Here is a 24,054-nt window from a genome sequence, read left to right on the forward strand (position 1 = left end):
GAGCGGTTCTTGAGACCGTGACTGCGTACCTTTTGTATAATGGGTCAGCGACTTACATTTTGTAGCAAGGTTAAGCGAATAGCGGAGCCGTAGGGAAACCGAGTGTTAACTGCGCGTTGAGTTGCAAGGTGTAGACCCGAAACCCGGTGATCTAGCCATGGGCAGGTTGAAGGTTGAGTAACATCAACTGGAGGACCGAACCGACTAATGTTGAAAAATTAGCGGATGACTTGTGGCTGGGGGTGAAAGGCCAATCAAACCGGGAGATATCTGGTTCTCCTCGAAAGCTATTTAGGTAGCGCCTCGAGCGAATACCATTGGGGGTAGAGCACTGTTAAGGCTAGGGGGTCATCCCGACTTACCAACCCTTTGCAAACTCCGAATACCAATGAGTACTACTCGGGAGACAGACGGCGGGTGCTAACGTCCGTCGTCAAAAGGGAAACAACCCAGACCGTCAGCTAAGGTCCCAAAGTGTATGTTAAGTGGGAAACGATGTGGGAAGGCTTAGACAGCTAGGATGTTGGCTTAGAAGCAGCCATCATTTAAAGAAAGCGTAATAGCTCACTAGTCGAGTCGGCCTGCGCGGAAGATGTAACGGGGCTAAACATACCACCGAAGCTACGGGTGCAGCCCATTAGGGTTGCGCGGTAGAGGAGCGTTCTGTAAGCCGATGAAGGTGAAGGGGTAACCCACGCTGGAGGTATCAGAAGTGCGAATGCTGACATGAGTAACGATAAAGGGGGTGAAAAACCCCCTCGCCGAAAGACCAAGGGTTCCTGTCCAACGTTAATCGGGGCAGGGTGAGTCGACCCCTAAGGTGAGGCCGAAAGGCGTAATCGATGGGAAACAGATTAATATTTCTGTACTTCCGCTAACTGCGATGGAGAGACGGAGAAGGCTAGGCTAGCGCGGCGTTGGTAGTCCGCGTTTAAGGTGGTAGGCTGATTTCTTAGGCAAATCCGGGAAATCTTAAGGCCGAGAGCTGATGACGAGGTCCTACGGGACTGAAGTAGTTGATGCCATGCTTCCAGGAAAATCTTCTAAGCTTCAGGTTAGCGGGAATCGTACCCCAAACCGACACAGGTGGTCGGGTAGAGAATACCAAGGCGCTTGAGAGAACTCGGCTGAAGGAACTAGGCAAAATGGTACCGTAACTTCGGGAGAAGGTACGCTCTTGTTGGTGATGAGACTTGCTCTCTAAGCTGACGGGAGTCGCAGATACCAGGTGGCTGCAACTGTTTATCAAAAACACAGCACTGTGCAAACTCGCAAGAGGAAGTATACGGTGTGACGCCTGCCCGGTGCCGGAAGGTTAATTGATTGGGTTATCGCAAGAGAAGCTCATGATCGAAGCCCCGGTAAACGGCGGCCGTAACTATAACGGTCCTAAGGTAGCGAAATTCCTTGTCGGGTAAGTTCCGACCTGCACGAATGGCGTAATGATGGCCACGCTGTCTCCAGCCGAGACTCAGTGAAGTTGAAATTGCGGTGAAGATGCCGTATACCCGCGGCTAGACGGAAAGACCCCGTGAACCTTTACTATAGCTTGGCACTGAACATTGAACCTACATGTGTAGGATAGGTGGGAGACTTTGAAGTTGGAACGCTAGTTCTGATGGAGTCGTCCTTGAAATACCACCCTTGTAGTTTTGATGTTCTAACCTAGACCCCTAATCGGGGTTAGGGACAGTGCCTGGTGGGTAGTTTGACTGGGGCGGTCTCCTCCCAAAGAGTAACGGAGGAGCACGAAGGTTGGCTAAGTACGGTCGGACATCGTACGGTTAGTGCAATGGCATAAGCCAGCTTAACTGCGAGACAGACACGTCGAGCAGGTACGAAAGTAGGTCATAGTGATCCGGTGGTTCTGAATGGAAGGGCCATCGCTCAACGGATAAAAGGTACTCCGGGGATAACAGGCTGATACCGCCCAAGAGTTCATATCGACGGCGGTGTTTGGCACCTCGATGTCGGCTCATCACATCCTGGGGCTGAAGTCGGTCCCAAGGGTATGGCTGTTCGCCATTTAAAGTGGTACGCGAGCTGGGTTCAGAACGTCGTGAGACAGTTCGGTCCCTATCTGCCGTGGGCGTTGGATGATTGAGGGGAGTTGCTCCTAGTACGAGAGGACCGGAGTGAACGAACCGCTGGTGTTCGGGTTGTCATGCCAATGGCATTGCCCGGTAGCTACGTTCGGAATCGATAACCGCTGAAAGCATCTAAGCGGGAAGCGAGCCCCAAGATGAGTCATCCCTAGGTCTATAAGACCTCTAAAGAGCCGTTCGAGACTAGGACGTTGATAGGCATGGTGTGTAAGCGTTGTGAGGCGTTGAGCTAACATGTACTAATGACTCGAGAGGCTTAACCATACAACCCAGATGGGTTTTGCTAAGCGAACTTAGACAGAATATAAACACTTAATGAAGTGTGGACTCAGAAAACAAACAGCTTTCCGAATTATTAAATAAGATAAGAGCCGATTTTAGTTCCTAGAATCTAGAATCTAGAATCTAGAATCTAGAATCTAGAATCTAGAATCTAGAATCTAGAATCTAGCAGCACGTAGTGCGCTCTCGAGTCTTGTTTAAAACCGAATTTGCTTGGTGACAATAGCATTGTGGTCCCACCTGATCCCATCCCGAACTCAGAAGTGAAACGCAATCGCGCCGATGGTAGTGTGGGGTCTCCCCATGTGAGAGTAGGTCATCGCCAAGCGCCTAATTATCTCATTGAGATGTAACGAAGCCAGCTGAATAAGCTGGCTTTTTTGCGTCTGTGATTCACCCAATTTTATTTTAAAACCCGACTTATCTCTGACGTTATTGAGCTGCTTATCCACCTACGCTAGGAAAGTGAAATCAAAAAAGCCCTAGCCTAAACGGTTAGGGCTTTGGTGTTTCCGTCACATAAAAAAAGAGCAGCTAAGTGCTGCTCTTCAATTATGGGATTAAAAAGGGTTATTTTGCCTCTTTTAGCCACTGTGCTGCACGTTTGGCAAAGTAGGTAAGGATGCCATCGGCACCTGCACGTTTAAAGCACAGCAGTGATTCCATGACGATGGCTTTCTCGGCTAACCAGCCGTTTTGAATAGCAGCCATATGCATGGCATATTCACCGCTTACTTGGTAGGCAAAGGTAGGTACAGCTAACTCTGTCTTAACGCGATGAACGATATCGAGATACGGCATACCAGGTTTTACCATCACCATGTCTGCGCCTTCTTGGATATCCAGTGCGACTTCGTGCAGTGCTTCATCGCTATTGGCGGGATCCATTTGATAGCTGTGCTTATTGCCACCTTTAAGATTTCCGGCAGAACCGACGGCATCGCGGAATGGGCCGTAGTAGCTTGAGGAGTATTTGGCAGAGTAAGCCATGATTTGGGTGTTGACATGGCCAGCAGCTTCTAGTGCTTGGCGAATGGCGCCAATACGGCCATCCATCATATCCGATGGGGCGACAATATCTGCACCCGCTTCGGCGTGTGATAGGGCTTGTTTAACTAAGATTTCAGTGGTGATGTCGTTCAGGATGTAACCTGTTTCATCGATAATGCCGTCTTGACCGTGGGTAGTGAAGGGGTCGAGTGCCACGTCTGTCATAATCCCAAGTTGTGGGAAGGCCTTTTTAAGCTCGCGCACGGCACGTTGTACTAGGGCGTCTGGGTTGTATGCCTCTTCTGCCATTAAGGTTTTTTTCTCTGCGGGTGTCACAGGGAAAAGGGCGATAAGTGGGATCCCTAGCTCGACTAATTCTTCGGCTTCTTTCAGTAGTAAATCAATTGAGTAACGTTCAACTCCAGGCATGGAGGCGACTTTCTCGCTGCGGTTAGTGCCTTCGAGTACGAACATTGGATAAATTAAGTCATTAACTGTCAGCTGATTTTCAGCCATCAGGCGGCGGCTGAAATCATGTTTACGCATGCGGCGCATTCTACGCTGTGGGAAAGCACTGGTAATGATGTTCACATTGGACTCCTAATTAGGTTCTGCTCTTGCTGGCACATACAATTTTACTTGATTGCGCCCGTTGTTTTTCGCTTGATAGAGAGCTTTATCAGCTTGTTCTAGTAATTCTGTACTGTGTTGTTCACTAGCCATGATATCGGCACTGACTCCGATACTGATGGTCAATGGGATGGGTTTTCCCTCCCATTCTAGGTCAATTGATGTCACGGCATCGCGAATGCCTTCAGCGACTTTTAGCGCACCTTCCGCCGTTGTATTGGGGAGAATAATAGCAAACTCTTCGCCGCCAAAACGTGATACTAGATCCGTTGGACGCTTTAAATGTTGTTGTAATGTCTGGGCAATTTTCTTTAATGCTTGATCGCCAGCTAAGTGTCCAAAGTGGTCATTGATCGATTTAAATCTGTCGATATCTAGCATTAATAGTGCGATGGGCGTTTCTTGGCGGCGACTGATCCTGCTCTCTGCAAGCAAACGTTTATCGAAGGCACTACGGTTTTTAACTCCAGTTAGGCTGTCGATAGTGCTTTGTTCTGTGAGCTTTTGGTTGGCTTCATGCAACTCCCTGAGGGTTATTTCAAGTTCTAGGGTGCGCTCCTGCACCATTTGCTCGAGCCTCTCATTGGTCTCTGCTTCAAGTTTTAATGCTTCTTCCCGTGCGCTACGTATTTTTTGTGCTTGTTTCAATGCTTCCTGCTGAATACGTAATTTAGCTTTGCGTTCATCGTTGTAACGAATAGCGAGCACGAGTGACATGAAGATGATCTCAAAAGTGAGTCCAAACATCACGGGGGTCTGTGGCTTTATATTCAAATTAATAACGCCAAGGTAGAGTAGGCTGCTAATGCAAGCGCCTGTGAGCATGCTCACCCAGCCTATGGTATAGAGCTTTGCGAGTTTATGGCCGTTAATCGCTTGTACAATGGCGAGCACCATCAAAATCGTGCTGAGGACCACAACGGAAATTATTTCGATATAAAGGACTGTGCCGTAACGGACAAAGGGAACCAACAGGCTCACCAATAGGATATACACCGCGCTGTAACGGCATATCAATAGCATACGGCGGTTATGGTATTTGAGTTGCAGTATTTTCTCGGTAAACATTAACGCGAAGGCCATCACCCAAGGTAATAATATCGGCACCATCAATTGTTGTAATGCAGGCCAATTTGGCCAGAGAAAACGGAAAGCAAAGCCATTAATGGTGGCAACTAATAACGTCATACTCAGGACATAACCTGAGTAGTAGCTATAACTGAAGGAGCCCGAAGCTAAGGCAATAAAAAGGCTAAAAATCCCGATAGCGGCAAGTACACCTAATTGAAATCCATGCTCGACGGCGGTGGATTCGGCAATTTGTGCTAGGTCATTGGCTGACCATAGGTTTAGGGGAATTGCGGCGCTACCTTCTGTTTCTATATGCAGATAAAAGGTATGTAGCTCATGGGGATTTATCTTGAAGGGATAAAGGAAAATATTGCTCAGTAAAGGTCGTTCCGTGTAGGGGAGAGTGTCACCCATATGCTCTGTATTGACCAGCTTATCGTCGACAAGGTGGTAAATCGTGACGTTATCCAATAAAGGGTTATTGAGGGCGAGTATGCGAGAAAGCGTTTCGTCATCACTATGCAAACTAAAGCTAAGCCAAAAGTTATGCAGGCTTAGTTTTTGAATATCAGCATGGGTAAAATTATGCCATTCCTTTTTAGGCAGGCTTTGGATATCTGCCAATTGACTCGACGCATTAGGATGAGTCGCTACTAGCCAAGGCGTGAGATTCAAGGGCGTTGGGGTGTTGTCATCAATATGCATTAAAGCCGCGAGACTCTGTGTCGGTAGCAGCAGCCAGATAAAGAATAACAAAGTGCAAATTCTAGCCATTATTACGACTCAAATTAAAAAACGCTAAGCTATTTTCGTAGCAGTATTTGGCAAACTCGGCAGCATTCTCGCCCCGTAAATTAGCGATATATTCGGCAATATAGGGTAGGTATTCAGGTTTGTTCTTGCTCGATTTGGGTTTGGGCCGCATGTTTCGCGGCAAAAGATAAGGGCTATCTGTTTCGATTAAAATGCGATTTTGCGGAATAAATGGCACTAGCGCTGCTAATTCTTGTCCACGTCTATCATCACAGACCCACCCCGTAATGCCTAAGTGTAAATCGAGGTCAATATAGGCTTCCATTTGCGAGTGAGTGCCAGTAAAGCAGTGCAGTAATGCCCCCGTAAGCTGTGGGCGATATTCACGCAGGATAGCGATAAAATCTTCGTGGGCATCTCGCTCGTGCATTAGCACTGGTTTTTGTTGTGCTATGGCAAGTTCTAGTTGGGCGATAAATGCTTGGCGCTGGTCAGGGCGCGGTGAAAAGTCTCTGTTGTAGTCGAGTCCACATTCGCCAACGGCAACGACCTGTGGTGCTTGGCATAATTCAGTTTGAACTTGCTTGGAAGATGTTTGCCATTCACTGGCATGGTGTGGGTGTACGCCAGCGGTGCAGTAGAGTTGATTGGGGTACTGCTCGCATAGCTTAATCGCCGCTGCACTTTCAGTTAAATCGCTGCCAATAACGATTAACGGCGAAACCCCTTGTTCCGCCGCCGCTTTTACTATCGTTGCAATGTCTGGTTCGAGTGCACTGCCAAGCAAGTTGACGGCAATATCTATGTATGAGGGCATTATTTAAGGCGTTTTACCCTCACCTGGGCATTGCGATTATCGGTACCCATTAGGAAAGAACCTAGGGCGGCTTTTTCTATATAGACCTTTTCGCCTTGTTTTAGGCTGAATTTACGGCCCTCGGTTTGTTTCCAGACTTGGCCGTTAGTGAATGTCACTTTGAGCGCGCCATAGGGGTCTTCAGAAACAGACTGCACATCTAGATAAATTTTATCGACGGTATTTTCTTGGACACGCTTGGCTTCCATACCGAAGTTATCTTCAATGTTAGCTGCTGGAGCTGCTGGAGCTGCTGGAGCTGCTGGTGCGCTAGCGGCCACAGCTACAGCCGGTGCAGCCACAACCGCCGCGACACCCGTTGGTGCCGTTTGAGTCTCTGCCGCTACCGTTTGAGTCTCTATGGTGGCAGGTGTGCTTTTTATACTGGCGGCTAGGTTGTCATAGCAAATTAAGCGTTCAAGCTTGTCTGCTGTTGCGGCACATTGAGTTAGTTGTTGTTCAATGCTGGCATTGGCTTGGGCTGAAAACAGCATAATTGCTGCAGCCGTAAGAGTTAAGCGCATCAGGATCTTCCTTATTCTTATATGCTCTAACGCCAGCAATGGGCGTTAGTCGTTCGTTTGTTCTTCTTCGTCCGACTCGTCGCTCGGTTTACTGTAAAAACGAGCTGCGAATAAACCACCCTCGAACAATAACAGCATTGGTACTGCAAGCATAGTCTGGGAAATCACATCCGGTGGTGTTAATAACATGCCTACAACGAAGGCGCCCACAACGATATAGGGACGTTTTTGCCTGAGATCTTCGGGCGTCGTTACACCTGCCCAGCAGAGTAAAACCACAGCGATAGGGATTTCAAAGGACAGTCCGAAAGCAAAGAAAAGCTTCAAGACAAAATCCAGATAGCTGCTAATGTCCGTCGCGACTTGAACTCCCTCGGGTGCTGTGTTGGCAAAAAATCCAAATACCACAGGGAATACAATGTAATAAGCAAAGGCGATACCTAAATAAAACAGCACTGTACTGCTAAAGAGCAGCGGCATGACTAAGCGTTTTTCATGTTTATACAGACCTGGCGCTACGAAGGACCAGATTTGGAATAACACATAGGGTACTGCCACAAAAAATGACAGTACCAATGTGAGTTTAAAAGGCGCAAAGAAAGGTGCGGCGACATCGGTCGCAATCATGCTGCCACCCAAGGGTAAAGACTGCATTAAAGGGATTGCCATGTAGTGGTAGATGTCATTTGCCCAATACACGCTGCAGATGAATACGATTAACACGCTGGCAATGGATTTAAGCAGCTTGGACCTGAGTTCAAGCAAGTGGCTGATAAGTGGCTGCTGTTGCGACATGAATTATCCGTTGGCTTTCGGGTTAGAACGGGTATCCGCGCCCTGGGATGGCTCGCTGTGAGCGGCGGGAGACGCCGAAGTTAGACTCGCCTCTACAGGGCTTGTCGGGCTAGTTTGGCTCACTTGAGCGGGATTGTGGACCGGATCCCCAGATGCAGAAGTGTTTTGGGAAACAGGATCTTGCACTTGATAAGGTCGATTCACTGACTGCGCTGCCTGCTTCAACTGATCGATAGATTCTTGAAGTTCAGGCGAAAGATTGGCTAAACCTTTGCTCTCTGCTTTTTTGAGATCGGCATGTAATTGCTCGATCTTCAGCTCTTGCTCAAGTTCATCTTTGACCGAGTTGGCCATGCGTTTCATCGCGCGGATCCAACCTGAAATCGAACGCACCGCGACCGGTAGACGCTCGGGGCCAAGAACCACTAGCCCCAGAACACCGATCAGCAGCAGCTCCATAAAGCCGATACCGTCAAACATAAGGAGTTACGCCTGTTCTTTGTTAGACTCTGGCTTCTTTTCCGTCGCCTGTTGAGTTGTTTGCGCTGTTTTAGCCGCTTCGGTGTCTTCTAATGCCTTTTTGTCTTCTTCTGAAGACATGGCGTTCTTGAAGCCTTTAACCGCACCACCTAAATCACCACCCAAAGAGCGTAATTTCTTAGTTCCAAACAATAAGACAACGATCAACGCAATGATAAGAAGTTGCCAAATACTAATGCCACCCATGAAGGTATCCTCTTAATTGATATCGGTTCTATTATGAACCTCTGATTAATTAGTGCTAGCTAAAATTTACGATTCTTTGGCCTAGATCGCCATCCGAAAAACCACAATATTGCGCCTGAAATCAGACACACGTAAGGGGTCCACAGTGTAGCGTCTTGGTTGAACAATAACGTGCCACAGATCAATAAAATCGCAGAAGTGATAAGCAAGTAATTACTCTTATGTGACTGCTGCTGATATTTTAAATACTTATCTAGCATCTGTTGCTGAGAACTCAGCAATTTCCTGCCTAATTTTAGATTGTCATAAATCAGTTCAGGGAATTCTGGTAGCTTATCAGACCAATATGGCAGTTTTGTGGATACCTTTTTAAACATAGCCTTAGGGCCTACTTGTTCGGCCATCCATTGCTCTAAAAAGGGTTTAGCGGTTTGCCATAAATCCAACTGCGGATAAAGTTGTCGACCCAATCCTTCGATATAAAGTAGGGTTTTTTCGAGTAACACCAATTGCGGCTGCACAATAATATCGAAGTGGCGTGCGGTGCGAAATAGCTCTAACAACACATGGCCAAAGGAGATTTCATCGAGCGGTTTGTTGAACATAGGTTCGCAAACGACCTTAATGGCTTGCTCGAAGGCCTGTAGGTCGGTTTTTTCCGACACCCAGCCTGACTCAATGTAGAGCTGGGCGATTCTGTGGTAGTCGCGATTGAAAAATGCGAGAAAATTCTCGGCGAGATAACGCTTATCGACTTCGCTGAGCGTGCCCATAATGCCGCAATCAAGGCCAATGTAGTAGGGGTTTTCTGGGTGTTCGAGCGAGATAAAGATATTGCCCGGATGCATATCTGCATGGAAAAAATTATCGCGGAATACTTGGGTAAAAAACAACTCAACCCCACGTTCGGCTAGCAGCTTGAAGTTAGTGCCCTGTGCCTTGAGGGCGGCAATATCAGAGACGGGAATACCATAAATACGTTCCATCACCATCAGGCGTGGATAGCAAAACTCCTCATACACATAGGGAACGTAAAGGGCATCTGAGTTAAGAAAGTTATTACGCAACTTAACTGCGTTTAAGGCCTCAAGCTTTAGGTTTAGCTCACCTAAAATGGTCACGCGGTAATCTTCAATCACTTCCGCGGGGCGCAGGCGGTTGCCTTCACCGAGAAGATATTCAATCAGTTTGGCGGTTTGCGACATCAGCAGCAGATCGGCTTGGATCTTGGCTTCTACATTCGGGCGCAGCACTTTCAATACTACCGCCTTGCCATTTGATTTGAGCGTTGCCGTGTGCACTTGGGAAATCGACGCAGAAGCTAAGGGGGTTTCATCGAAGTTATCGAATAAGGATTCTATTGGCGCTTTGAGTTCGGCTTCTATCGCTTGGCGAGCGAGTGCACCATCGAAGGGCGGCACTTTGTCCTGCAGCATGGCGAGCTCATTGGCCCACTCATCATTGAGTAAATCGCGGCGGGTCGAGAGCATTTGCCCAAGTTTGATATAAACCGGGCCAAGCTCCTGCATCGCCAGTTTTAAGCGTTCGCCACCGGGCTTATTTTTATGCTTGTTGCGGATCCAGAATAAGCTATTACGGGCGAGTTTAAAGTACCAAGGTGTCATCTTTGGCGGCAAAACCTCATCTAGCCCATATTGGAGTAGGGTTTTGATGACGTGGTAACCGCGGCGGATACTGGCAAGGGTCATAGCTTAATTTTATCTCTTAATTGGGCAATCCGTTGTTCAAGCGCTTGGGTGTGGAGCACTAAATCATCCACTTTATCGCGAAAATGGACTAATTCAATTTGATGCGGCGCGAGGCGATATTCTTCAACTGCGAGCTGGCCTAAATGGGAGCGGGTTTTGCGCAAAACATCCAAGGCAAAACTTTTTGCTTGATGGCCAGTGCTGATGAGTTTGTGGGTTGGTCCGTCACCTAAATAGCGGGATATTGGCTCGGCAAAGTCAAACTCGATAGCGCGTAAATATTGGCTAAAGCTTTGTAATAAATTGAGATCGCCCTCAAGCTTGAGTTTATCTTGCTTGATTAGTTCAGTCAGATTAGCGCCTTCGGTCACGCGATACAAAGTGGTCGCATCGGCGTGCAGACTAACATCGACATCCCCTTCGTAGCGGCTGAGCACTTGGATCTCTTTGGCAAATACCAAATAAATTGGCCAGCTAAGCTGCGACAATTGAATGCGAAACACTTTGCCATGTAACTGGCGCTGGCGTGAATAGTCATCACCCGCTTGGGCCTGAAGTTTTTTCAGGCCCATTTCCATTGCGGCACAGGCGAGTAGCACCACTTCCTGCGGCATCATTTAGAATTTATAACCACGGTGCAGGGCGACGATACCGTCGGTCATATTGGTGTAGTCGACCTGTTCAAAGCCTGCATCGACCATCATTTGTTTTAGTGTGTCTTGATCTGGGTGCATGCGAATCGACTCGGCCAGATACTCATAGCTGTCGGCATCTTTGGTGATCAGTTCACCCATCTTAGGTAAGACTTTAAAGCTGTATAAATCATACACTTTGCGCATGATTTCATGCTGAGGTTTAGAAAATTCCAGCACTAATAACTTGCCACCTGGCTTAAGTACGCGGTTCATTGAACGCAGCGCGGCATCTTTATCGGTCACGTTACGCAGGCCAAAGGCGATAGTAATGATATCGAAGTGATTGTCGGGGAATGGCAGTGCTTCGGCATTGGCCTGCACATAACTGACATTGTTGACTATGCCTTTGTCACGCAGTTTAGTACGGCCCACTTTAAGCATTGAATCGTTAATGTCGGCTAACACGACTTCGCCCTTGTCACCCACAAGATGGGAGAATTTGGCGGTTAAGTCACCGGTACCACCGGCTAAATCGAGCACTTTCATGCCGGGACGGGCGCCAGACACTTCAATGGTGTAACGCTTCCAAAAACGGTGAATGCCGAAGGACATCACATCATTCATAATGTCATATTTTGCGGCGACTGAGTGAAACACGCCCGCAACGAGATCGGCCTTCTTATCGGCCTCAACGGTTTTGTAACCAAAGTGGGTACTTCTAGATTCGCCCTCAGACATCAATGTGTTCCTATTGTTTTGCAATGTATTAGCTGCGAGTGTAAGCCATCGCCAGCATTTGCTGAATCTTTGATCTATCACTCTGTGATCGAGCTAGTAAACTCACTTGAATGCGTCAGTTTTAGTCGCTTTCTATTTGTCCTTGAGGTGAGTGCTCATCGACCACATAAAACGGACTGGCATTAGACCACAATATCAGGATTTGGTGAATAGCTTAGCATCGAGTCATAGATAACGGATGCCCAGTTACTGCGCCAAAAACTGTATACGTGCTTGAATATAGGCATATATCAGTTCACTTAAACTCTGACCTACATCCCTAAAACCGGCTTCAAGTCCCGCTTCGTGACAACTCGGTGCAGCTTCGGCCAAGTGCAAATAAGCACAGGGGCAGTGGCGGGCGATGTAACTGACATAATGCGCCGCATCGAGCAGTGGCACGCCAGCCGCCGTAGAAGCGCTACTGGGCATTTTAGCGATAGCATCGACGTCGAGTTCTAATCCTACGGGTAAAGCCGTGTCATTTAGTTTGGCGGCGATTTCAAGCAAGGCTTGGCTTAGACTTATTTCACGGCGCACCCAAATTTGCTGCAGGCTATGCCAAGAACCACCAAACTCAGTCAGCTGAGTTAAATTGGCTTCGCTGTTTTTTAATTCGTGCAGCCCGAGTACATGATAAAACCCTAGGGCACCACGATCGGCGGCATAGCTAAAACCATTGCCGCTATGGCGGCCTTCGAGTAGACGAAAATCCGAATGGGGATCGAGATTTACCGCCGCAACTTGGCGCTGGTAATGGGCGAAGGTCGCCATCAATAACCCATAGGCATTGTTGTGACCGCCGCCGATGAGTATGGGTTCCAAACCCGCTTTAAAGATGGCGCTGACGATACGGATCACGCGCTCATCGAGTTGTTCCACCGCATCGCGTAATTCATCTAAGGTGACGTCAGTGTTAGCTGTGGTATTAGTCGCGGTTTGTTGCTGTAGATCGGCGGTGTTAACTTGGCCTAACACTAGGCATTCGGCGCCAGACAAAAATCGGTTCGATTGCAGATTGAGCCATTGGCGCATGCTAGTGGTAAAGGCATCGGTGGCACCGCCGCGGCCTAAGTTTGCCCGTGGGCCTATGTCTTCACCGACGCCGACAATCGCAAAAACCGCACCGTGGGCCTTGGCCGTGGCGAGTATGGTTTCGAGTGAGTGTTCGTGATTGGCGAGGTGCACGCATTGGCCAAGTTTAGTCTCGCCGGTTCTCGGGCTGACTAAGGTAGCGATGTCGGCATGGGTAAAAGGGATAAATTCGGGCATAGTGGAGAGTTCTTATAGGGCCAGAGATCACTTATTGTGGCGCAGGCTAGGGCGATTATTCAATGCCAGTAAAGGGGAAAGAGATAATAAAAAAGCCAGCTTAGCTGGCTTTCTTGTCATCTCTTTTTTACTTATTCAATATCGAGTGGCTCAGGCGACAGGATAATGCCTGTGTTATCGGCGTAGATATGGTCGCCGGGTAGGAAAGTCACACCGCCAAAATTGACCGGAATTTCCACCTCGCCCACTGAGTTGCCATCGGCGCCCACGGGGATAGAAGCAAGCGCTTGAATACCAATGTCTAACTCTTCCAATGCATCCACATCGCGTACAGAGCCGTAAACGATAATGCCTTCCCAATTGTTGCTCACCGCAAGTTCTGCAATGGCACCATCGATAAGTGCGCGGCGCAATGAGCCACCACCATCGACCAGCAAGACTTTACCTTGGCCATCTTCTTGTAGGACCTCGGTGATTAGGCCGTTGTCTTCAAAGCACTTAATAGTGCTAATAGAACCGCCAAAAGAGCTACAACCACCGTAGTTACTGAACATGGGCTCGACTACATCTACGACATCTAAGTACATGTCACATAGTTCTGAGGTGTTGTATTCCATATTTACACTCCTATTGATCCGCGTTGCGTACAGTTTAGCGAGTTTACGCCAGTATAAAAGGGATCTATGAAAAGAAAAGTGTTATCAATCACGGTATTGTTGCTGCTGGCTCGTTAACACAGTCTGTAATATTTTTTCGTCACAGGATCGAAATTCCTGCTCAAAACTTGATATTAGTCATTAAATAACGGTTTTTTATTACAACTCTGTTGCGCACTTTGGTATTATATCCCAAGATTAAATTAACTTACGTAACTAAATTTGCTTTAGGGGCAAGGACCCCCCGTTATGCTTATGGACGGTAGAGGGCCTTTGAGAGGTGCCTATGGAAGCTGTAAACACGATTGAAATTATTGGTTATTTTGCCTCTGTTATGGTGGCCATCTCATTAATGATGAAGAATATCATCTGGTTAAGATGGTTGAACTTTGTGGGCTGTACCCTGTTTGTGATCTATGGCGTATTCATTTCGGCTTGGCCAGTCGCAGGAATGAATGCGTTTGTTGCTTGTATTAATATTTATCATTTGACCAAAATTTACCGCGCTAAGGCGAGTTCCTAGATCTTAGCTTGGGGCTGATCCCATTGTGTTGCTCTGATTTAAACTTGGGCAACACAATGGCTTCCTCAATATTTTTAGCTTTTCTTCCTGCTTCATCCACCTCAAAAGCCTTAGTCACCCGTGGGACTGTCATAAAACTTTAGGCCAGATGTCACTTAGGCGTCATAGCCATTTCTTAGTCTCACACCATCTCACTATGAGTTAAACAAATTCAATCGTGAATAGCGGCCTGAGTTTTGCGCCTTAGTTTTGATAAATCGAGAGCATTAAAGCCAAGCCTGCTAAGCGTTGTCGAGAGAGTGCACAGATTAACATCGCAGTAAAACTCGCTGGTATACCAGTAAGGAGCCTGTTCTATGTTGAGTTACGTTGCAGACTTAGATAAGCGAATGTTTTTGCATGTTGTGAGCTTCACGCAGCGCCACGGTTTGTATGCCAATGCAAAGCGAGTGTCTGCGAGTGGCGACGGGCATGTGTATTTGTATCTTTCGCTGGGCTTGATGTTGACGCATGCCCAAGGGCAAGCCTTATTCAACTTGATGTTAGCGAGTTTTTTGGTCGAGTTACCTTTGTATTTGTTATTGAAAAATAGCATTCGCCGCATAAGGCCCTGCCATGGGTTGGTGGGCTTTGAAAGCGGTTTTGAGCCATCGGATCGTTTCAGCTTACCCTCGGGACATACGGCCGCCGCCTTTGTGATGGCAACGAGCGTGGCACAGGTTTACCCGGCTGCTGCCCCTGCCGCATATGTATGGGCCCTTGCTATAGGTGGTTCGCGTATCTGCCTTGGTGTGCATTATCCCTTAGATATAGTGGCGGGCGCTTTATTGGGGACTGGAGCCGTATGTTTGGTGTATCCCGTCATTTAGCTCAGTTTCGGATCTCATTTGTTGAAACTCCCCATCATCCATCGATTAAAGGATAAGCAATGCGAATACTCTACGGAGTCCAAGGCACAGGGAATGGCCATTTAAGTCGTGCGCGCGTGATGGCTAAGTCACTGATAAAGAATGATATCAAAGTAGATTTTTTATTTTCTGGCCGTAAGCCTGAGCAGTTTTTCGATATGGAATGTTTTGGCGATTATCGTGTGCAGGCGGGGATGACATTTGCGACCCACTCTGGGCGCGTTAATGTGCCGCAAACTGTGCGGCAAAATTTGTCATTGTCGTTACTTAAGGATATACAAGCCCTTGATTTAAGTTGTTATGACTTAGTGTTAAATGACTTTGAACCCGTATCGGCTTGGGCTGCCCGCCGTCAGGGCGTGCCTTCGATTGGTATTAGCCATCAGGCGGCGCTAACGCATCCGGTCCCCAAACTCGGTAGCACTTGGTTTAATGAGTTATTGCTCAATTACTTCGCCCCCGTGGATGTCGCGCTTGGGTGTCATTGGCATCACTTTGGTTTTCCCATATTGCCACCCTTTGTCGAGGTTGATGCCAGCCCGATTGAGCACACGCACCAGATCTTGGTTTATTTACCCTTTGAAGACGCGGATCTGATTGCGGACTTCCTCAAGCCCTTTAGTGATTATCAATTTTTGGTGTACCACGGCCAGCAGCCGAAGGGGCAAGTTGCTGAACATATTAAATGGCATGGTTTTAATCGTGACGGTTTTAAGCAGCATCTTGCCAGTTGCGGTGGAGTGATAGGCAATGCTGGCTTTGAGCTTGCCAGCGAAGCATTAACCTTAGGTAAAAAACTCTTAGTCAAACCGCTGATAGGTCAGTTTGAGCAACTGTCTAATGTAGCCGCACTACAGTTATTGGGCGCTGGAGATAGCATGATGAGCCTCGATATTAATGTGGTAAAGCGCTGGCTTAAAACGGCATCGCCTAACCCTATTGCTTACCCTCAAGTGGGGGATACGCTGGTTAAATGGATCCGTAGTGGCGACTGGCACCATAGTCAGCCCTTATGCCAAGATCTATGGAGCCAAGTGACGCTCCCCGATACCTGGCGCTAGGTTTTTCATTGCGATGAAAGTCAATTAGGCACTAGCTGGGCCAATGGGGTTAGCGTATAATTTCGTCAATTTTGCTGTAAGTTCCTTTCAGCGTGTCTATGTTGGCCTAGTCTGGCCGTTAATTATGTTGTTATAAATGAGCCTAAAGAAGTTTACTCAGTACAAGTTACTGTTTTTGATGTTGTTGTCTCTTTGTGTTTTGCTCACTTTCATTCCCGATCAGGCTTACCATATCCCCGGCCCTGATACGGCCAAACAAAACTTCCACGTCATTGAGTTTAACGATCAAGGTCAACCCCATAATGATGGGCAATGGCAAGGCTTGCAGGCACGAATTTTACAGTCCAATACCGACACAGTCCCCGAATTGCTGATTTTTGTCCATGGTTGGCACCACAGTGCCGAGCCAAAGGATGAAAACTTTATTGCCTTCGAGCAGTTTTATCAGCAGATGGCGGCGTCCGATGCCCAGCGTAACTTGCTTGGCCTTTATATTGGCTGGCGTGGCGATAAATATGATCCATTCTGGCTCGATGGTTCAGATGATGCGAAAAGCTGGATTGAACCCTTAGATTTCCCGACCATTTTACAGCGTAAACGGGTCGCTAAACGTATAGGTCAGTTAGGCTTATCCCAACTATTGGATAAGCTCGATACGTTAGTCGCGCAGCATAAATTGCTGCGTTATACCGTGATAGGCCATAGCCTTGGTGGGGCTGTCGTTTTGCATGCCAGTAAAGATCGCATTAAAACGGCTATCGATAATCAGCAGGATAACCCGAATTTATTCTTGCTGCTAAACCCTGCCGTCCCGGCGAAGGAATACCGGCCATTAGATACGCTGGTGAGTATAGATAGGCAAAAACCGAGCATGGTGGTATTGCAGTCTAAGGGGGATTTTGCGGTAAAAGAAGCCTTTAACTACATCAAAGACGGTGAGCGTGCCGTGGGCAACTCCTGGGCCATTACCCACGATATTGATAAATGTTCCGCAGGAAACTGTGATACTCCCATTAAGGTGCCGTCGGCTTTAATGGCCCACGATCAAATCCCCGGTTGTATGATGACCTTACCCCATTCGGGCTGGAAAATTCGTGCGCGCCTGCAGGCTCGTCGCAGTGTGCAAACCTGTCCCGATGCCAATATGCAGGCCGTGTGGGTGCTGGCCGTGTCCGATGAAATTGTCTCCGGGCACAATGGTATCTTGACGCCGGATCATGCAAAAGCCTTGTCCGAGGTGATGGGAATGATTGATTTGTATCGAAATCAATTACCTAAACATGCGGTGGAAAGTCCCGCCAACCAAGATCTCGGCGCCTTAGCGCCAGAGTCTGAGGTTGCAGCACCTAGTGAAGGTGAAGCGGCAGTGCCAGAAGAGCCCGTTGTTATTGTTGAGCCTTTACCGAATGAGCAAAATTCAGGATCTAAGCAAGGTGAGTCATCTATCTCCGAAGAGCCACCAGCACCAATCACTGATCCTGAACTACCGCTACAGCCTGAGATTCAGCGAGAGGACAATCTTGAATCTCAACCTGAGAATAAAGACATTTAAGTCTAAAAAAGCGCTTAATCCCTTACAGATAGTGCGAATAACCACCAGATTGAACTTGACGTTATCTGTCCATCTGGTGGTCGTTTTAACGAGATTATGCGGTTTTAAACTGTTTAACATTTTGCTCTAAGGTTTTTGCCAGCACCTCAAGCTTCTTACTTGCCATGGTAATTTTACTGGCTTGTTCCTCTGCGAGCGAAGCTGAATGGGTTATCTCACTAAAGTTATGATTAATTTCTGAGGCTACAACAGATTGTTCTTCCGCTGCGGTGGCAATCTGGGTGTTCATATCGCTTATTTTAGTGACAGATAGATTGATTGCATACAAGGAGTCTCCTGCAGATTTAGCTTGTTGGACACTGATATCAGCCTGAACTTTACCTTCATTCATCACTGCAACGGCGTTCATTGAGTTGCCCTGCATCTTCCCGATAACCGTTTGTATTTGCCCTGTGGATTCCTGCGTGCGGCGGGCTAGATTGCGAACCTCATCGGCAACGACAGCAAAACCACGACCTTGTTCGCCGGCTCTTGCCGCTTCAATTGCGGCATTTAGTGCAAGCAAATTAGTTTGCTCTGCAATGCTTTGGATAACTTCCAATACTGAACCAATTTGACGGCTATCTTCCGATAAATTATTGATAACCTCAGCAGCTTCACTGACTTTGTCGGCGAGTTTATTAATGCTTGCTTGGGTTTTACTCACTTCATTCTGCCCAGCCGTGAATTCATTCGTGGCGGTTTGTGCTAAAACAGCCGCGTCGCTGGTGTGGTTTGCGACCTCGGAAACAGTCGAAGACATTTGATTAATTGCCGTTGCACCTTGTTCTGTGGCAGCTTTTTGATTACCTATCAACTCCTCGTTGTACTGTGCGGTGAGTAATAATTCATTCGATGCGGTAAGTAACTCGCTGGCCGCTTTTATCGAATTTTTAGTGATCCCCGACATATGGTCAGTTAAATCTTTAAGTGCACTTAAAATACTTTCGGATGTATGGAATTTCACTTGTGTCGTTAAATCACCAGATGCGATTTCTTTTATCACAGAAGCTGCATATTCAAGTTCGCCACCAACGAGTTTTTTTAATCGATTGACGGTACTCATAGCCACAAGGGAGCCGATAATAATCGCAATAGTGGTCACAACGAGCATAATCCACTGAAAACTGTTTGTTTGCTCACGGGCGGAGGCAACCTGATGTTGTATTGCTTCCTCTTGATAATCGATTAACTTATTAATCCGCTTCAGCCATTCGCTGTATGCAGGTGAAACAGTCGTAATTAAATAATCGGTTGCTTCGGCTTGGCGGCCATTGTTGACCATAGCCAGTAAGTTTTCGGTCAAAGATAATGTTGTTGTCTCGGTTTCTTTAATTAACCGTAACAGGTTTTGTTCTTCTGGACTGTGTTTCACTCTTGCGTACATGTTATCTAATACAAGTGCCGCTTTCTGGTAGTACTCATTAAGACGAATAATGTCATTTTGGTGTAACTTTGATTTATCGTTATCTTTGGCTAAAACGACATCCCTAATAGAAATAGCCCTATCATGCACGCTACCACGGAAGTTGATGGCTTGGCGTTGTTCTACGGCGGTTTGCTCGGACAGTTCAGTCAAATTTTGATCTGCTATGCTGATTTTGAACAGGCCAAAGAGTGTGATACCAAGCATGATCAATAGCAGCACTGCGAAGCCTGAATACAAACGTTTTATTACATTCATTTATAACACCTTATTTTGATATTAGGTTTCTTGCTATCAGATGTTTAGTGTACGTTAACGTGACGATTTTAGATCACTAAACAGCCATATTAACTTATTGGTTTTGTGCTGTTTCAGATGAAATCTTATCCACGCGCTCAAGCAGGTTAGTTGTTAAAATGCCAGTTTATGCAAGTCTTGTATAAAAATGCCTAATAAACAGATTATTGCGAATTTTTTGTCTGCCATTTTCGCCAAGTGAGGATAAGCAAAAAGGCCATTAGCAGGCTCACTATCGCCCATGTGGGATATTTATGTAGGTGATAAAATGCCAGCATTGGGGCGATTTCATCGCGGATTAACACTGGGCCTAATCCAAAGAGTGTCACCCAAATGCTGGTGGCCAGCACATTGCCAATCACAAATTGTTTAAGCGGCATTTTCGCGAGACCACAGCCGATAAACATAAATTGTTTTAATCCTTCAACAAAGCGACTCAAGACTAAAGCGGCAATGCCATATTGACCGATAATGCCGTGGATTTTGTCTTCGAGTTGCGGCTTTATCCAGCCTTTTTTAAGCAGCACATCGCCAAAACGCCAGCCGATCAAATATCCCAAACTATTACCGGATAAGGCGCCGCAGGCAGCAACCACCAATACCAAAGGCAGTGACATTTGCCCTGTAGCGGCTAATAGGCTGGCGACAATCAGCAGAGATTGCCCCGGTGCGGGGATCCCAAACCCTTCAAGGGCGATGGCGATAAACAGCAGCAGATAACCGTATTGCTGCAACCAAGGTGTCATTTCGGTGATGAGATGTTGTAGAACTTCGGGCATGGGATAAAGACAATATTTACGCTAGATGGGCCAATCATACTCGCCACACTAAACCTCTGGATAGGTTTATGGGCAAAGTTTCATCTAGGATTTTTAGCGCTAAAGCGGCTACGGCCAATATGGCGGGAATAAAAAAGGCCGAACTGAGTTCGGCCCTCAATATTTATTATCGTGCTTAAGCGAATGCGGCTTGCAGTTGTGGCACAACTTGTTTCTTACGACTTAATACGCCGTCTAACCACACTTTGCCATCGACAGGAGTCTTGCCATAGGCGCGATTGATTAAGTCGGCGTCGTCAGAAACCACTAACAGTTCTGAGCCTTCTTTCATGATGTCAGTCAGCAGTAACAATACGCTGTGACGGTTACCTTCCACTTTTAGTGCTTTGATATCGGCTTCTAATCCAGCCTTGATATCATCAAATACTGACAGATCAATGACTTCTAACTGGCCGATACCCACTAAGTTACCGTTCATATTGAAGTCTTTAAAGTCGCGCATAACCAGATCGCGTGCTGGTGTGCCTTCAACGGCAGATTTGACTTTGAACATTTCCATGCCCAGCGCTTTAAAATCTTCAATACCGGCGATTTCGGCTAAGGCTTCAACGCAGCGAATGTCGGCTGTGGTGCAAGTCGGTGATTTGAAGATCACGGTATCGCTAAGGATGGCGCACATCATAATGCCAGCGATATTTTTCGGGATGGCGACTTGGTAAAAGTCATACATCATCTTGATAACAGTGTTGCTGCAACCGACTGGGCGGATCCAACATTCTAGCGGTGTATCTGTGGTGAGATCGCCTAGCTTGTGGTGATCGACAATCCCGACGATAGTCGCTTGGGCGATATCATCCGGCGCTTGGGTCAGCTCTGAATGGTCAACGATATACACTTGCTCGCCAGCGTAGCTGGTTTTGTATTCTGGCGCTTCGAAGCCGAAACGTTCCAGAATAAAGGCGGTTTCGGGTGATAATTCACCTAAACGTGCGGCAATGGCTTCTTCACCGATTTGGTTTTTTAAATAGGCTAACGCGATAGCACCGCAGATTGAATCAGAATCGGGGATCTTGTGACCGACAACGTAAATAGGCATTTCAGGGACTCTCCTTTAAATTTATGGCAATTTTAACAATATTTGACCCGATTCGGAAATAGCCAAAGCGCATATCACTGCGCCCTTAAGTCGTTATTAGGCTAAAAATACTGAGCTTAGGTTCGGCGAGTATTGTTTAAGGCTTAAATCTTAACTTTTATGACGACTTTACGTACCGCAGTAGCAATATCGCCCGTGCCCGGCATATGCATATCGCCGGGGAAAAAGATCGCAAACATGCCTGCTTTGAGTTTGATATACGAGGCATTGGCCTTGTTTGACTCGTAATCGAACTCGGCGTAGTCGTGTTTCTCAAAGTAGGGTTTTGAGGGTGCTTGATCGGCTAAGGGTAGATAACCAAACTCTTCTTCACCGCTGAACACATATTGCACATCGATATATTTCTGATGAACTTCAAAGGGTTCTGTCGATCTGTGTTTAGTGTGGTAGTCATTGACTATCGCAAAAATATTGTCGCCATCGAGGGGATAATTACCCACGGGCAATTGGCTAAAATCTGTGGTCGCTAGGTGCGCTAAAGCTGTGGTTAGGCGTGGGCTTAATGATTGATAAATATCACGATTAGCTAAAGTGTCGACGATCATAGGTTACTCAATATGAAGACGTGAACGGTGAGAATAGACAAGATTATAATCAGATCTCGATCGTTTACACACGGGAATTAGCGATAAAACCCCGCGGCGACTAAGCATCGGCTTATCCCTGAAGGCGGTTCTTCGGTTTATGGGCGGCGGTTGTCGTGGTTTAATGGGGTATTTTCATCGAGATTGGACTCGTTTAAAGGACTGCAGATTTGTCAGCATTACGCTTTCTCGCCGGGCCGACGGCGTTTAATACCTTGGCAGAACAAGGTCTTAATCCTGAATGTTTTACCCAGTTACTCGCCGCATCCGGTGGCCCTAAATGGCTGGGTATCGCAGGGCTTGATAAGTATCTTTTTGCGGAGTTTTTTAAAGGCAGACAAACGCCGCTATACACTTTAGGCGCCTCCTCTGGGGCTTGGCGCTTAGCCTGTTTAGCCCAGCAGGACCCACTCAAGGCCTATGGCCGCTTAGAGGATTGTTATATTGGTCAGCGTTATGACAGCAGGCCTACACCCCAGGAAGTGAGCACTCAAGTTAAGGGCGTAGTACAGGGGATTTTAGGCGCGAGTGGTGCTGGGGAGATTGTGGGCCATCCCAATATCCACAGCCATTTAGTGGTTTGTCGTGGCAAGCATCTAAATCGTCTTACCCATAAACTCCCCCTCGCGGCAGGTTTAGCGTTCACGGCGGCAACCAACCTTGTGAGTCGCAGGAGTTTAGCTTGGCATTTTGAGCGTGTGGTGTTTAGCCAGCAAGTTGCGGCATCGCCTTTTTTACAACTCAATGATTTACCAAGCCAACAGGCCAAATTAACCGCGGCCAATATGAATGACGTTATGTTAGCGACCGGGTCTATCCCTTTGCTGCTCGCGCCTGTGACTAAAATAGAGGGCGTGGCCTATGGGCAATACTATGATGGTGGCATTACCGACTATCACTTCGATTTGCCGTTATCCCACGCCAAGGGATTAACCCTGTATCCACATTTTTATCCGACCATCAGCCCAGGTTGGTTTGATAAATCCTTAAGTTGGCGTCAAGGGAGAAGCCATTACCACAATGCCTTAGTGTTAGCGCCAACGGCCGAGTTTGTCGCATCGCTGCCCTTTGGCAAAATCCCCGATAGAGAGGACTTTAAGCAATTAGATACGGCGCAGCGCATCAAATATTGGCGAGTCTCGGTGGCCTTGAGTGAGCGCTTAGGTGAGGAGTTTGCCGAGGTGATCGCTAAGGGGAATTTGATGGAAAGGCTAGAGCATTTCTAGGCTGTGAGCATACCAAGTACAAAATTCTTTTTTGTACTCAGCGGCTTTAGGAAGGAAATTATTTCTCCTGCTACACTCTAAGTTAATAGGGAATACGAGCGAGCGGATGGCCGTTTCCTTCTATTTGAGGGGCAGGAGGTTGCTATGCAAACACGAGAAATGGCGTTAATTATGCGCGATGCCTTGTTACTGCCACAGGGAAGGATTGAAGTCCGCGTGGTCGAACCTGGGCATCTACGAATGGTCGCGGATGTGTTAAAGGGGCGATACGATTTGGCCTTTGCGGCAATGAGGCCGCGGGGTAGCCCGCCCTGTTATCCCACCGCCACCCAATGCGATATTATCGATTTTAACCAGCTTGAAGATGATTCCCTCAGCATAGTGCTCGAAGGGCGGCAGCGGGTCAGTATACTCTCGGCGGCACAGACTAAGGATAAACTGTGGATGTCCCGCACTTTACCTTGCCGTAACTGGCAGGAAGAGCCCATTCAAGGTGAGTTCGAATTGATCAGCGCCGCACTTGAGCAATTTTATGAGGTGAACCCGGATTTGCTCGAACTCTACTCCCAAGTGCATTTAGAGGATGCCGCTTGGGTAAGTCAGCGCTGGCTAGAGGTTTTACCTATGTATAACAAGGATAAACTTTTACTAGTGAATCAACCCGACTGCCATAAAACCATGGATTTTGTGCTGCAACTTATCAAGTCCCATGTGGACTGAAA

At 47.2% G+C, this 24,054-nt stretch carries 22 protein-coding genes and 2 rRNA genes (1 of these 24 running past the window's edge); 8 read left to right on the forward strand and 16 right to left on the reverse strand.

The annotated features are described in order from the left end of the window. Window positions 1-2,369 (forward strand): 23S ribosomal RNA (locus JFT56_RS02020); it begins 525 nt to the left of the window's first position. Between the two features lie 230 nt (window positions 2,370-2,599). After that, window positions 2,600-2,715: ribosomal RNA gene (rrf, locus tag JFT56_RS02025) — 5S ribosomal RNA — on the forward strand. 242 nt (window positions 2,716-2,957) lie between these two features. Here rrf and hemB read toward each other — a convergent pair. The 12 genes from hemB to rraA all read right to left on the reverse strand — a co-directional run bounded on the left by hemB (window position 2,958) and on the right by rraA (window position 13,742). After that, entirely contained in the window at window positions 2,958-3,968 is a 1,011-nt protein-coding gene (hemB, locus tag JFT56_RS02030; RefSeq protein ID WP_198782066.1) for a porphobilinogen synthase, read from the reverse strand. 9 nt (window positions 3,969-3,977) lie between these two features. Continuing rightward, entirely contained in the window at window positions 3,978-5,852 is a 1,875-nt protein-coding gene (locus JFT56_RS02035) for a sensor domain-containing diguanylate cyclase (protein ID WP_198782067.1), read from the reverse strand. Then, entirely contained in the window at window positions 5,845-6,648 is an 804-nt protein-coding gene (locus JFT56_RS02040) for a TatD family hydrolase (RefSeq protein WP_198782068.1), read from the reverse strand. The genes JFT56_RS02035 and JFT56_RS02040 overlap by 8 nt, the downstream gene beginning before the upstream one ends. After that, on the reverse strand, window positions 6,648-7,211 hold the full coding sequence (locus tag JFT56_RS02045; protein WP_198782069.1) for a hypothetical protein: 564 nt from the start codon (window positions 7,209-7,211) through the stop codon (window positions 6,648-6,650). Before JFT56_RS02045 ends, JFT56_RS02040 begins: the two co-directional genes overlap by 1 nt. Before the next feature lie 45 nt (window positions 7,212-7,256). Continuing rightward, window positions 7,257-8,006 carry a twin-arginine translocase subunit TatC gene (gene tatC, locus JFT56_RS02050; RefSeq protein ID WP_198782070.1) on the reverse strand — a complete coding sequence of 250 codons (750 nt, stop codon included), beginning with the start codon at window positions 8,004-8,006 and terminating at the stop codon, window positions 7,257-7,259. Window positions 8,007-8,009: 3 nt separating this feature from the next. After that, window positions 8,010-8,486 carry a Sec-independent protein translocase protein TatB gene (gene tatB / locus JFT56_RS02055; RefSeq protein WP_198782071.1) on the reverse strand — a complete coding sequence of 159 codons (477 nt, stop codon included), beginning with the start codon at window positions 8,484-8,486 and terminating at the stop codon, window positions 8,010-8,012. 6 nt (window positions 8,487-8,492) lie between these two features. Further along, complete coding sequence (tatA, locus tag JFT56_RS02060) at window positions 8,493-8,732, reverse strand: Sec-independent protein translocase subunit TatA (RefSeq protein WP_011790907.1); 240 nt, start codon at window positions 8,730-8,732, stop codon at window positions 8,493-8,495. Window positions 8,733-8,791: 59 nt separating this feature from the next. After that, window positions 8,792-10,441: a ubiquinone biosynthesis regulatory protein kinase UbiB gene (gene ubiB, locus JFT56_RS02065; protein ID WP_198782072.1), complete on the reverse strand. Its 1,650-nt coding sequence runs from the start codon at window positions 10,439-10,441 to the stop codon at window positions 8,792-8,794. Beyond that, the gene (locus JFT56_RS02070) at window positions 10,438-11,058 is read right to left on the reverse strand and encodes a ubiquinone biosynthesis accessory factor UbiJ (RefSeq protein ID WP_198782073.1); all 621 of its coding nucleotides are present in this window, start codon (window positions 11,056-11,058) and stop codon (window positions 10,438-10,440) included. Before JFT56_RS02070 ends, ubiB begins: the two co-directional genes overlap by 4 nt. Further along, complete coding sequence (gene ubiE / locus JFT56_RS02075; RefSeq protein ID WP_198782074.1) at window positions 11,059-11,814, reverse strand: bifunctional demethylmenaquinone methyltransferase/2-methoxy-6-polyprenyl-1,4-benzoquinol methylase UbiE; 756 nt, start codon at window positions 11,812-11,814, stop codon at window positions 11,059-11,061. Window positions 11,815-12,060: 246 nt separating this feature from the next. After that, the gene (locus JFT56_RS02080; RefSeq protein WP_198782075.1) at window positions 12,061-13,125 is read right to left on the reverse strand and encodes a formimidoylglutamase; all 1,065 of its coding nucleotides are present in this window, start codon (window positions 13,123-13,125) and stop codon (window positions 12,061-12,063) included. 131 nt (window positions 13,126-13,256) lie between these two features. Further along, window positions 13,257-13,742: a ribonuclease E activity regulator RraA gene (gene rraA / locus JFT56_RS02085; RefSeq protein WP_011790902.1), complete on the reverse strand. Its 486-nt coding sequence runs from the start codon at window positions 13,740-13,742 to the stop codon at window positions 13,257-13,259. Window positions 13,743-14,067: 325 nt separating this feature from the next. Between rraA and JFT56_RS02090 the strand changes: the two genes are divergently transcribed. From JFT56_RS02090 to JFT56_RS02105, 4 genes are all read left to right on the forward strand, one after another. Next, window positions 14,068-14,304 carry a YgjV family protein gene (locus JFT56_RS02090; RefSeq protein WP_198782076.1) on the forward strand — a complete coding sequence of 79 codons (237 nt, stop codon included), beginning with the start codon at window positions 14,068-14,070 and terminating at the stop codon, window positions 14,302-14,304. 356 nt (window positions 14,305-14,660) lie between these two features. Beyond that, on the forward strand, window positions 14,661-15,173 hold the full coding sequence (locus JFT56_RS02095) for a phosphatase PAP2 family protein (RefSeq protein WP_198782077.1): 513 nt from the start codon (window positions 14,661-14,663) through the stop codon (window positions 15,171-15,173). Window positions 15,174-15,232: 59 nt separating this feature from the next. Then, window positions 15,233-16,273, forward strand: a complete 1,041-nt coding sequence (locus JFT56_RS02100) for an MJ1255/VC2487 family glycosyltransferase (protein WP_198782078.1) — start codon at window positions 15,233-15,235, stop codon at window positions 16,271-16,273. Between the two features lie 136 nt (window positions 16,274-16,409). Then, complete coding sequence (locus JFT56_RS02105; protein ID WP_198782079.1) at window positions 16,410-17,825, forward strand: thioesterase; 1,416 nt, start codon at window positions 16,410-16,412, stop codon at window positions 17,823-17,825. Window positions 17,826-17,919: 94 nt separating this feature from the next. Here the strand turns inward: JFT56_RS02105 and JFT56_RS02110 are convergent, their stop codons facing one another. The 4 genes from JFT56_RS02110 to JFT56_RS02125 all read right to left on the reverse strand — a co-directional run bounded on the left by JFT56_RS02110 (window position 17,920) and on the right by JFT56_RS02125 (window position 22,067). After that, the gene (locus tag JFT56_RS02110; protein WP_198782080.1) at window positions 17,920-19,548 is read right to left on the reverse strand and encodes a methyl-accepting chemotaxis protein; all 1,629 of its coding nucleotides are present in this window, start codon (window positions 19,546-19,548) and stop codon (window positions 17,920-17,922) included. Window positions 19,549-19,751: 203 nt separating this feature from the next. Next, the gene (locus tag JFT56_RS02115) at window positions 19,752-20,366 is read right to left on the reverse strand and encodes a DedA family protein (RefSeq protein WP_198782081.1); all 615 of its coding nucleotides are present in this window, start codon (window positions 20,364-20,366) and stop codon (window positions 19,752-19,754) included. Window positions 20,367-20,541: 175 nt separating this feature from the next. Further along, on the reverse strand, window positions 20,542-21,462 hold the full coding sequence (locus tag JFT56_RS02120) for a manganese-dependent inorganic pyrophosphatase (protein WP_198782082.1): 921 nt from the start codon (window positions 21,460-21,462) through the stop codon (window positions 20,542-20,544). Window positions 21,463-21,605: 143 nt separating this feature from the next. Next, window positions 21,606-22,067: a YhcH/YjgK/YiaL family protein gene (locus JFT56_RS02125; RefSeq protein ID WP_198782083.1), complete on the reverse strand. Its 462-nt coding sequence runs from the start codon at window positions 22,065-22,067 to the stop codon at window positions 21,606-21,608. A 209-nt stretch (window positions 22,068-22,276) separates the two neighbouring features. Between JFT56_RS02125 and JFT56_RS02130 the strand changes: the two genes are divergently transcribed. Together JFT56_RS02130 and JFT56_RS02135 are read left to right on the forward strand one after the other, a co-directional pair. Beyond that, window positions 22,277-23,332 (forward strand): alpha/beta hydrolase, encoded by a 1,056-nt coding sequence (locus tag JFT56_RS02130; RefSeq protein WP_198782084.1) that lies wholly within the window; start codon window positions 22,277-22,279, stop codon window positions 23,330-23,332. Between the two features lie 144 nt (window positions 23,333-23,476). Then, window positions 23,477-24,052, forward strand: a complete 576-nt coding sequence (locus tag JFT56_RS02135) for an LON peptidase substrate-binding domain-containing protein (protein ID WP_198782085.1) — start codon at window positions 23,477-23,479, stop codon at window positions 24,050-24,052. Window positions 24,053-24,054: the final 2 nt, after the last annotated feature.

The organism is Shewanella putrefaciens (genome assembly GCF_016406305.1).
Lineage (GTDB): Bacteria > Pseudomonadota > Gammaproteobacteria > Enterobacterales > Shewanellaceae > Shewanella > Shewanella putrefaciens_C.